We start from the raw sequence: 12,201 nt of genomic DNA on the forward strand, positions 1-12,201 counted from the left end.
ATAAAACCCTTGATGAAGTAAGTGACTTTATTACACTTGAACTTAGCAACCTCACAGAACAAAGCATAAAAAAAACATGTGGATTTGGGTATGTTTTTTCAAATATAAATTGGACTAATTAATATTTATAATTGGTATAACATACATATACCTGAACTCATCACTCCACCACCACCCGCTCAACATCCACTACTTTACTTTCAACGTCCTTTATTTGTAACAGGTAAAGTCCACGACTCAAGCCCTCCAGTGAAATTTCATTTACACCGGAACGTATATTTTGCTGTGACCGCACTTTGGATCCCAAAATATTGAACATTTCCATATTCAACACCTTTTGCACTGCAATTGTTGATTTGTACAACAAATATATTTTACCGGCAGCGGGATTGGGGTAAATACTGAAATCGTTTGAACTATCTTCAATTGCCGACACTCCAACCACAATTATTTTGTTTGATGCCTTATTGGTAGTGATCGGTTCATTGAAGTCAAAATAAATATCTGCTTCGTTATCTATCACCGTGTTTACAGGAATGCCCGGTTTGCTGTGTATGGTAAAGTTTACCCAACCATGACTCTTGGGTTCGTTGCGGATGCTGTCGACCAACAGAATATTCGGGAAGGTAAACACCAGTACATTGTTGAACAACTCCGTTCTGCAAAAATGACTCGAAGCTCCGATCTTGATTGTTGCGGGGTTAAGGTAAACGGGTAAAGTATCTCTCACAGTTATATTAAATGCTGTATCGTTACCTGTGTTTTGAAAATGGATGGTGTATTTGAGTACAGTATCTGTTGGTGAAATATTTCCGTTTGGTTGTACTTCTTTTAAATTCGGATCATACGAACCCTGAACGTTGCGGGTATCAATTACAGTATTATTTTCCTGTGCTGTGTCTCCTATTATTGGAAAAACTTCGGCTTTGGTTATTAATTTGGTGCCGATGGGCTTGGTTGCTGGAGTTTCCATGGTAAAGGAGATACAGCTTGATGCTCCGGGAGCAAGATTAGTAAAATTCCATTCCAATACGGGATAAGTATATGAAGCTTGAACAGGAAATGCACTTTTGAATACCTGGTCCGAATCGTGGGTTACACGAACAATACCATTCATTGTTTTTGTTCCGTCATTGTAATAGCAAACTTGATTCCATTGCTCAAAACCTGGGCGGGCAGTGCCGGTGTATAGTGTTGTTCTCAGGTCTTGCACGTTTGAAGGAACCGACAATGCAAAATCCTTATTGCTTATTGTATCACAAGTGCCGGTGATATTAACGGAATAATTTCCGGCTGAAGGGCAATTGTACTTGATCCATTTTGTCGACAAAGAACTTAATGACACATTATAGTAACCTGTCGGAATATTATAAATAGTATAAACTCCATTACTGTCCGTCATTGTGACATTATATCCGAAAACAACCGCGTTTTTCAACGGCTCTTCGCCGGCATCGTATACACAGTTATTATTTTTATCATTATATACCCGGCCCCTTAAAACATTTCCATTGTAGCCTCCTATGTATATATTCCCGGATGCAGTACACCCGGCATTATCGGTTACAGTAAGTGAGTACGACCCCTTACACATGTTATAAATCGAATCTGTTGTTAAACCTGACGACCAATAGTAAGTATACGGACTAATCCCTCCATCTAAATCATAAACTTTTGCTTTGGCCGTGCATAAACCACAATTATTGTATTGAAGTTGCCTGATATTAAAATGAATACCTCCACCCGGTACCCCAACACTTGCAAGCTTAACTGCCTTACAACCCGTTCCATCTGTTACAGTTACAACATAATTTCCCTTTGCTAGATTAAATATCGTATCGTTGGCTGAACCATCATTCCAGGAGTAAGTGTAGGGTGCAACGCCGCCACTGGCAAGTGCACTCGCTTTACCATCCGGGATTTCCTGGCAGGATGCATTTTTTGTTGTAATTACCACATTTGGCGAGCCTGTATCACTGATTGTTGCTATGCTTGTTGCTGTGCAGCCATTTCCATCTGTCACAGTCACAGAATAAGAACCTACAGGGAGGTTGGGAAGAGTTGCCGAATTAGCCGCAGTAGACCACAAAAATGAAAAAGGTGGTGTTCCGCCACTACCCGAAACTGTCGCTGTACCATTACTTTGTCCACAGGTGGCATCAGTTTTAGTTATTGCAATAGTCGTGCCTGCGGAAACACTAATATTAACTGATGTAAATCCCGTACAACCATTTGCATCAGTAACTGTCAAGCTGTAACTCCCAGTCACTAAACCTGTTGCTGTTGTTCCAGTTTGCGTCGGCGGACTCCACAAATAAACATAACCTCCAACTCCACCACTAACAGAAGCTGTCGCAGTACCATTACTTTGCCCACATGTGGCATTAGTTGAGGTTGTAGTAGCCACAATCGCAGGTGGCTCGGTTATTACTACTGAACTAACTGTCATACAGCCATTAGCATCAGCTACAGTTATTGCATATGTTCCAGCAACGAGTCCAGTAGCAACCGACGCAGTAAAACTGTGACTCCATGCATAAGTATATGGGGTCGATCCACCGTTTACAGTGACTGTAGCAGTCCCATTAGTTCCTCCATTACAAGTTATCGGAGTTGCTGAGACTATTAGGGGTGGCGGAGACAGATTATTCACAGCCACAACATCAGTTCGGGTACAACCATTGGAATCTGTTACTGTTACGGAATATGACCCCGCCGCCAATGCCGTGATTGTCATTCCCCCTGCTCCATTACTCCATGAATAGGTATATGGTCCAGTACCACCATTTGCAGAAACCGTTGCAGTTCCATTCGATACTCCACAATAAGCATCCGTATGTGACGTAGTTGCTGTTATTGATGCAGCCGGCTCAGTTATACTCACTGTGGATGTGGCCGTTGAAAGATCATTATTATCAGTAACCGTACAAGTATAAGAACCGGCAGCAAGATTTAAATTGGTCGCAACAGTTGCCCCACTGCTCCATGAATAACTAAAGGGGCCAACACCTCCGCTAACACTTGCTGTGGCGGTACCGTTACTGCCGCCAAAACAGCTAACGTTTGTTGATGTTATTGTTACTGTATGCCCCGCTGCAAAAATTGTTAGTACAGCTAAGGAGATTAAAATGGTAGTAATTATTTTTTTCATGGGAAAGCGATTTTCTGTGGTCCTAACATCAGTGCCTGTACGTAAATTACGGGAAAAGGTTTGGTATTTAGGTAGAATTTAAATGGAATAAAATTTTGGTGGGCTTTAGTGTTTTGGTGCTTTAGTGGCAATTGAATTTTAGCCACCAAAGCACGAAAGCTCCAAATTTTCACCAAAAAAAATCGAAAACAGTTATCCTCTTCGATATAATCTCTATTGCTTATTATCTTGTGATCAAATTTTTAAGAGGCGACCAGCGATACCCCATCCATTTCAGAAGGAATATCCATACTCATTAGCTTCAAAATAGTGGGAGCAATGTCGGATAATTTACCATTAGTCACTTTCTTAACATCCTTATCAATAATTATACAGGGAACAGGGTTTGTGGTGTGAGCTGTGTTGGGTGAGCCGTCCGGGTTGATCATGTAATCAGCATTGCCGTGGTCGGCGATGATAATAAAAGAATAATTTTTTTCAAGACCGATTTCCACAACACATTTCAGGCAGGCATCAACTGTTTCAACCGCTTTTGTTACGGCTTTGTAATCGCCGGTGTGGCCAACCATATCGGCATTGGCGTAGTTCAGGCAAACAAAATCAACATCGCCTGTTTTAAGTTCGGCAACTATTGCATCCGTAACTGCTTCAGCGCTCATTTCGGGCTGTAGGTCATAGGTGGCTACCTTGGGTGAAGAAACCATGATACGTTTCTCTCCCTTAAATTCAGTTTCCTGTCCGCCTGAAAAGAAAAATGTTACGTGCGGATATTTTTCTGTCTCCGCGATGCGTATTTGTGTTTTGTCCGCTTTCGAAATAATCTCGCCAAGGGTGTTGTGTAAATTATCTTTATCGTATACCACTTTCACATCCTTAAAAGAGTCATCATAATTTGTCATGGTAACGTAATACAAATTCATTTTTTTCATTTGTTGTTCGGCAAGATCCTTTTGAGTGAGAACAGTGGTTATCTCGCGGCAGCGATCGGTACGGAAGTTAAAACAGATCACTACATCACCTTCCTTTATAGTTGCAATGGGTGAGCCATCGGTCTTTGTAACAACAATTGGTTTTATAAACTCGTCGGTTACATTTTCGGCATACGAAGCTTTAATGGCATCGGTAATGTTTTGCGCTTTCTTACCCTCTCCTTTAACAAGCAGGTTGTAGGCCTGCTGCACACGTTCCCATCGCTTGTCGCGGTCCATCGCATAATAACGTCCTACAACAGAAGCGATTTTTCCCGTAGAAGTTTTCAGATGTTCCTCCAAAGAAGTTATGAAACCAAGTCCGCTTTTAGGGTCCGTATCACGGCCATCGGTAAACGCGTGAATGTATACATTGTTCAGGCCATTCGCTTTGGCCATATCGCACAAGTGGTGCAAATGCAGCTGGTGCGAGTGCACACCACCGTCCGACACAAGTCCCATTATATGCAGGTCCTTTTTGTTTTGTTTGGCGTAATTAAGCGCGTCGAGCAAAACAGGGTTAGTGTCCATCTTTTTTTCGCGTATCTCTTTATTTATTCTTGCGAAATCCTGGTACACTACACGGCCAGCACCTATATTCAGGTGGCCCACCTCTGAGTTTCCCATCTGCCCGTCGGGCAAACCGACATTCTCGCCCGAAGTGCGCAATGTTGAGTGAGGGTATTTTTTATATAGGCCGTCAACAAAAGGGGTATTGGCATTCGCGATGGCATCGCTTTTGGAGCCATCTCCTATACCCCAACCATCTAATATTACAAGTACAACTTTTTTCGACATGATTTATTTTTTACTTCCCTTCTCCACTTGGAGAAGGTGCTCCGATTCAGCGAGACGCCTACCTGCCGGTAGGCAGGGATGAGGCACAAAAAACGCCTTGTCATTTACAACAAGGCGTTTTATTTTATAATAAAAATCATTTAATAGAACTTGGCTTTCTTATCTACAATTTCAGCATTGTCTTTAAGCGCTTCGAACACTTCATAATCAACACGCGATTGCATGGTGCTTACTGTTTGCGATGCGATATTACTGTAATCTTTGGTCTCAGGCGCTTCCTTTATGCTTTCAAGCTTCACAACATACACCCCGCTGCGGCCAACAATAGGTTTCGATATAGTACCGGCTTTCATGGTAACCACTGTTCCAACAAAGTCATCTTCCTTGCCTGCGCCCGGCAATGAAGTGGTGTTAAATGTAAGGTCTTCCATGTCTCTTGACTGCAGGTCGCATAATATTGCAACGTTATCAAAGTTCTTTTCCCTGCTGAGTATCTTATTGTAATCTTCGATAAATTTCTCAGCCTTCTTTCTTTCTTTCGCTTTTGGCTCAACCAGTTCTCTCACCAGCTCCATCGGAGGAATTCCTTTCGGACGGATTTCGGTAAGTACGGCAACAACAAATTTATTGCCCAACTCAAACGCGTCCGACACATCCCCCTTTTTGGTCTTTTCATTATACATCCAGCGCACTAACTCGCGCGGCGATTCAAGACCCGGGATATTTTTATCTCCCTCTTTCACATCTTCCGCAACACGTTTATTGATCTTTTGTTCTTCTACAGCCTTTGTGAAAGCTTCAAGTGTTCTGTTCTTGCCTGCAAACTCACCGGCTTTGGTATAATAGCTTTGGATAGTCTTTGGCGAAGGCTCTATCTTTTTATCGATGGTGGCCACCTGCACTAATTTAGATTCGCCCTTGCTCCTGTCGAGCACTTCAATAATGTGGTAACCGAATTGTGTTTCAACAACAGTAATATCACCCTTCTGACCTATTAAGCCGGCATTTTTAAATGGCTCTACAAATCCGCTGCCTGAATTGAACCAGCCATAATCGCCGCCCTTTTCAATTGATCCCGGATCCTCAGAAACCTCTCTCACCAGATCCTCGAACGTTCTCTTTTTTTCTTTAATCAATGTCGTCAAACTATCCGCCATCGCTTTCGCTCTTGCCTTTTCACGTTTAAGGCCCGGCTTGGTCTGTGGTTCGAGTGCAATAAGTATATGACGCACTTTGGCTGAGTCGGCTGCCATTTTGCTGTCAACAAGTTTGGCAACTTTATACATGCTGTTTTCCAGGTAAGGACCATAAACAAATCCCTTCTCTCCAAAGAACATCAATGAATCAATTTCGGGCGATAATGTTCCTTTTTTATGATAGGTCACATCAAAGTTACGCGAATCCGATTCAGAGATCACATAGGCAGAATCTTCAGTACGTGCCCTTGTTTTGAATTCATCCGCGATGCGCTTCATGTCGGAGTAAATGGCTTCCGTATCTTCCTTCGTGGGAAACACTTCATAAGTTATGTATTCTATTTTACGTGTTTCCTCTTCCTGTTTATATTCATTCTGATGCTCATTATAATACGCCGTCAGATCGGCATCAATCACTTTAACCACGCTATCGGCAAGTGAATTATATTTTTTTACAATGTATTTTATTTTGAACTGTTTGTTTTGCGCAACATATTCCTGCTTCGCTTCCAGTTTGGTGTAGTACAATCCTTTTTTTATCAGGTTGTTGTATTTTTCCGAAATGCGATCTTCTTTAACAGCTTTCTCGAGGTCACTCCAAGCAGCTTCCTGCTGTTCGTTCATTTGCTGCACAAGCGTGTTAAGTTTTTTAACATCAATCTGCCCAGTAGCCGGATCGAGAAAATCTTTATTTATTTTTCCGGATTCGCGTTCAGAAAATTGCTGGATCACATATTTATGCGGATGCACAAGCATCAGATCATACAACTCATCTTCGGAGACACTCAGTCCGAGTTTTTCATATTCCTTATTCATTACAATTTCATTAATCATCTGGGTCCAGGTTTGCTGCACAAACTGGTCTTCCATCCCCGGATCAACAGTACTCTGCTGCTGATTACGTTTATAGTTTTCAAGCTGCTGCTTAACTCTATAGTCAAATTCTTCAATAGGCACACCTTTGCCGGCTATTTCACCAACATTGCGATCGTTCGAGAACCATTTACCCGATTCGAGAGCAGCCTGCAAAATGAAAATTAACAACGCAACACCAATAACAGTTACAAGTAACCCGGCGCGATTTCTGATACTAGCTAAAACACTCATTTACTTTAGTATTAAAATATTTAGGAGGACAAACCTACGTGATTTTTCACAAAAAACACACATAAAAAGAATGCAAAATCACGTATAGTTCTTTCTGACAATTGATATTATTTGGTTTGCATGAAAGAAGATAAGATTCTTAGTCCAAGATAAGATATCTGATAATCAGGTAAATATGTAAAATATAACTCTCCACGAGCACTTTTTACCGGAAACTTAGCCTAAAAAATCATCGTTGAACGATATGGCAGAAAAAGACTACCGCCAAATTAATTGGTTAACCCATTTTAAATAAATAACTTTAAATGGTATGGGAATGGTGAAAAAAGCAGTGTTGGGCATTGCATTAATTATAGGATTCAGTTGCCTGTTAAGAGGGCAGAATTATGACAAACAAAACATAACATTGCTGGGCCAATGGCATTCCGACACCATTTTAGACGAATCAATTTACGGCATCAAATACCAAAGTGTTTGGGGGTATGAAGATAAAGTGAAGGGTAAAAAATACGCTATCATCGGCTCCACTTCCGGAACCTATTTTATAGAGATTACCAATCCCGCAGCGCCTGTTGTATGCGACTATGTGCCGGGTAAAAGATCCAGATGTATCTGGCACGAGTATAAAACTTATGGCAATTACCTGTACGCAGTGAGTGACGACAACCCTGCCAACCTTCAGATCATTGATATGTCGACCCTGCCGGGTTCTGTGCAGGTAATACATGATGCCGACAGTATCTTCGGGCGTTCACATACCATTTATATTGATGGTAATAAATTATATTGCGGTTCTCCTAAAAGCCCTGTTTACGGCACTTCCAGAATGGCTGTGTACAGCCTTGCCGATCCCACTCATCCTGTTTTGTTAAGAAGACTTGAACAAGACTACCCGGGAGATAACATACATGATATGTTTGTGCGCAACGACACGGTTTACGCTTCATCCGGCAACCAGGGCTTGTTTATTTATAAATTTAACAGCAATAATACATTTACTTTACTGGCTGCTTTGACCAATTATCCCGACCAGGGTTATAACCACAGTAGTTATTTAACTTCGGATGGAAAGACACTTGTGTTTTGTGATGAGGTACCGGCGGGAATGGGTGTTAAATCGATCGATGTTTCCGATCTGCAAAATGTAACAATATTAAAAACATTCCGCACGGCACCAATTGTAACACCTCACAATCCCTACATTATAGGTAGCAATGATCTGTTCATTGCGTATTACCAGGATGGCTTGCAGGTTTTCAGCATTAAGGATCCGGCAAACCCAGTCCGGACCGGCTATTTTGATACGGATACGCTGAACAATGCAAGTAATAACTACCCGCAGGCTTATCACGGATGCTGGGGTGCGTATGTTGATTTTGGAGCCAACCTTATTTTAGCATCGGACATGCAAAATGGTCTGTATATTTTAGATGCGAGTTCGGCCATGACAGGGGTAAATAATACACGTGAACATAATATTGAGATACGTGTTTCACCAAACCCGATGATGGAGAAGACTGTTGTTGAAATACAAAACCGAAATGAAACCGGAACATTTATTTTATTTGATGTATTGGGCAATGAAGTGAAACGAATGTCCGTAACGCCCAGCGGAAACGGAAGTACCCGAATAGAATTAGTGCGTGAGGACCTGCGGGCGGGAATTTATTTTTATAAAATACTATTTGAGGGAGGAAGTAAAATTAATGCGGGTGGGAAAATTGTGGTGCAGTAAAAAATCAGAATTACCTCATCATCTCTTCAAATAGAAGTTAAACCGGCTCATGAAATTTAATGCTTAAAAAACGTAATCACTCCGCACAAATAGCAACAAGCTCCTTTAAGTCTTATACACCGGTATCTCATTAAAATCCGCTGCCTGCTTTTCGTCCAGCAACAGGTCCTTTACCGCCATTAGCATGGCTTTGTTCGATGTAAAAAGTTCGCGGTTAAAATTAATAGCAGTAGTTATGTCGAGGTCTTCCAGCTTCGTTTGTTGTGCCTTTTTATAAAAATCATTAAGGGCCAAACTGTAGTTGTCCTGTATATCATTAAAAATATCACGCAGCTTTTCAAATCCCTTTCTTCCTTCCTGTAGAATGAGCTCACTCAGCTGCCGGTATAAATTTTCTGTTTCCTTTTTATGTTGCATAAAGAAATCGAACTTTATATCTTTTGACGAACGCCTGAGATTATTGATATTGCCCCCTATGTCCTTCATGCTTTTTATCGAATGCATGGAACTCCGCACGGCGGATATCAGCTGAGTGAGCCGGGGATCCTGGCCGTCCTGCAGCTTTGTTCTCAAATTAATATAAAATGCCTGCAACTCACCCTGCAATTGTTTCAGGAATTCATATTTCTCTTCGGGTGTTTTTGCAAAATACTTTCTTTTCTCATTGATAGCTCCAAAATCAGGATGATCGCGGACAATAGGTATGGGATCGAGCTCAAACAATTCCAGGTTAAACAGCATGGAGGTATGAATAAAATATTCGGTTTCCTTCCTGAACAGATCGAGCGCTGTTTCGGGTTCATTGATATTGGCATTCCCTATAAAAGCGGCAGCCGATGCATCCGCGTCCTTAAATAATTTTCCGAGAAATTTCACAAAGGGGCCGAGAAATGGGAGAAAAAAAACAATACCCGCGAAGTTTACCACACTCGAAAAAGTAACCAGGCCGATAAGAGGATCGCTGATATTGAAAAGATCTGTAATGATCATCAGGATCGGACCCAGGAATACGAACGCTAACAATGTAAGGGATGCATTGAAAAGAAAATTACCGAGCGCCACCCGCCTTTTCGCGGCACTACCCCCAACGGAACCGAGAACTATTTTAATGGTAGTACCCGTTTCCGAACCAAGCACAATGGCCGCCGCAGCGGGAAACCCAATGGCTCCTGCATGAAGCGCGCTGAGTGTAAGCACAACAGTTACCGAGCTCGACTGAACAAGCAGGGTGATAACAAATCCGATCAACAGAAAAAACACAAGCGGCATATTTGCGTATTGCGAGAGATCCAAACCGCTTACCTGCGCTTCCATAGCCGTTTTCATGAAAGAAAGACCGCTGAACAACAGACCAAAACCAAGGAGAAAATAGGATATATATTTGATCGCTTTACGATTCTTAAACAATATGAGGAGTAACCCTCCCGCACAAATAGCGGGGTACGCGATCACTTCAATATTGGTTTTAAAACCAAGCAGGGTTACCACCCAATTACTGAGGGTGGTACCCAGGTTCGCGCCCAGGATAATAGCCATCGCATTCTTCATGGTGAACACCCCTGCCCCGACAAATGCAAGCACCATCAGCGAAACCATTGAACTGCTCTGAAGCACAGCAGTTACCAGCGCGCCGCCTGTTACAGCACCTACCCTGTTCCCCGTAATACGCTGAAGAAAAATTTTGAAACTTCTGCCTAAAAGATTCTTCAACGATTCCTCCACCAGATACATGGCAAAAAGAAACAGTCCAATACCCGCTGAAAGTTTAAGTATATGAATGAAGGTATCCATAGGGAATAGAAACTCAGTTAAAAACCACGCAATGCCCGGAGATCACAACTGTAGAATTTCATTTTCCGGATGCACTATTTATGCATGCTTCTTTTATACCAGCTCTTTAATTTTTTCACCATACCAAGGTTACCCTGGCTGGTTTCAGTCTCACCTATCAGGAACCCATAGGGCTTAAGTGATTCAATATGGTCGCAAACGATTTTGATCATTGCGGTAAGCGGGATAGCCAGAAAAATACCCGGAATACCCCATACCAACTCGCCTATGACTAACGCAATTATAGTAAACAATGCATTGATCTTTACCTGCGCACCCACAATGAGCGGCTCCAATATCCACCCTTGTATAAGTTGTACGATCGCATAGGTAACTACAATGCCCCCGAGCATTGGAAGACTGGCTCCGTTAACAGCGGCGACCAATACAGTAATAGTAGTACCGGTAATGTTTCCTATAAAGGGAACTATTTCCAGCAAGCCGCATATGATGGCAAAAAAGATCGCATTTTTTACGCCCAATACCGAAAATCCTATGCCATACATGATCCACAAACAAACGATCATTTTAGCCAATCCGACAAGGTATTGCTGCGACACATGCGAAGCACGGAAAACCACCTGGCTCATTTCGTCCCGTTGCGCCGGAGGAGAGAGCTTAAGCAGGAAATGTTTGATGTGGATGCGATAATACAACAAAAAAAAGATGTATGCCAGAACCAATACAAAATTGGCAAAGACACTCGCCAGCGAACCTGCCATCATTGGAATAACACTTATAACAGATGGCCGCTGATCCTTAAGAATTTCCATTTGCCTTTCTGCTGAAATTCCTAAATGATAAAATATATACTGCTGAATACGTACACCCGTTTCAACGGCCCTTTGCTTTATAAGGGCAATGTCATCAGTCAACTCAACGATCTGCCAGCCAAGCAACATGCCCACAGCGGTCGCGACAAGTAACAATGTTAACAGACATATTAAAGCGGCTATGCCTTTGGGCACTTTATTTTCTTCCATCCATTTACAAAAAGGCAAAAAGAGAGTGGCCATAACAGCGGCAACAGACAAAGGCATCAAAAACCCCTTTGCATAATATAAACCTGCAAAAACCAGAATGATAATAAGCAGATTTCTCAGGATCGAGGAAGTTTGGGTTGTTATCATGTAAAATATAATATGACAAATCTATCCTTTTATTCGCTTCAATATAGTTTATATCGGACAAGAATTTGGGTGGGCTTTAATGTTTTAGTGACAAATTGGATTTTTAGCCACGAAAGCCCCGAAATTTCACCAAATATATTTTTAATTTTTTCACTTGAACATATTTTTAGTTAGACATTAATTTTTATTCTTTTTTGAGTTGAAAAAGCATCCGGAATTTAAAAATTTCACTTGCGAGCTCTATGGCTCAACTCTTTGTCCTTGATGCTGATGTCAGTTTCATCTG

The 12,201-nt window shown here is 41.7% G+C and carries 6 protein-coding genes; 1 reads left to right on the forward strand and 5 read right to left on the reverse strand.

Annotation, left to right across the window (positions count from 1 at the left end):
- Positions 1-160: 160 nt before the first annotated feature.
- The 3 genes from HYU69_17405 to HYU69_17415 all read right to left on the reverse strand — a co-directional run bounded on the left by HYU69_17405 (position 161) and on the right by HYU69_17415 (position 7,220).
- Complete coding sequence (locus tag HYU69_17405) at positions 161-3,151, reverse strand: T9SS type A sorting domain-containing protein (GenBank protein ID MBI2272120.1); 2,991 nt, start codon at positions 3,149-3,151, stop codon at positions 161-163.
- Positions 3,152-3,393: 242 nt separating this feature from the next.
- Positions 3,394-4,917 carry a 2,3-bisphosphoglycerate-independent phosphoglycerate mutase gene (locus HYU69_17410; GenBank protein ID MBI2272121.1) on the reverse strand — a complete coding sequence of 508 codons (1,524 nt, stop codon included), beginning with the start codon at positions 4,915-4,917 and terminating at the stop codon, positions 3,394-3,396.
- 140 nt (positions 4,918-5,057) lie between these two features.
- Positions 5,058-7,220, reverse strand: a complete 2,163-nt coding sequence (locus HYU69_17415; protein MBI2272122.1) for a SurA N-terminal domain-containing protein — start codon at positions 7,218-7,220, stop codon at positions 5,058-5,060.
- 316 nt (positions 7,221-7,536) lie between these two features.
- Between HYU69_17415 and HYU69_17420 the strand changes: the two genes are divergently transcribed.
- On the forward strand, positions 7,537-8,955 hold the full coding sequence (locus HYU69_17420; protein MBI2272123.1) for a choice-of-anchor B family protein: 1,419 nt from the start codon (positions 7,537-7,539) through the stop codon (positions 8,953-8,955).
- Between the two features lie 105 nt (positions 8,956-9,060).
- Here the strand turns inward: HYU69_17420 and HYU69_17425 are convergent, their stop codons facing one another.
- Together HYU69_17425 and HYU69_17430 are read right to left on the reverse strand one after the other, a co-directional pair.
- A complete protein-coding gene (locus HYU69_17425; protein MBI2272124.1) occupies positions 9,061-10,746 on the reverse strand; it encodes a Na/Pi symporter in 1,686 nt (561 codons plus the stop codon).
- Positions 10,747-10,820: 74 nt separating this feature from the next.
- Positions 10,821-11,915, reverse strand: a complete 1,095-nt coding sequence (locus tag HYU69_17430; GenBank protein ID MBI2272125.1) for an AI-2E family transporter — start codon at positions 11,913-11,915, stop codon at positions 10,821-10,823.
- Positions 11,916-12,201 lie beyond the last annotated feature (286 nt).

Source organism: Bacteroidota bacterium (genome assembly GCA_016183775.1).
Taxonomy (GTDB): Bacteria; Bacteroidota; Bacteroidia; order JABDFU01; family JABDFU01; genus JABDFU01.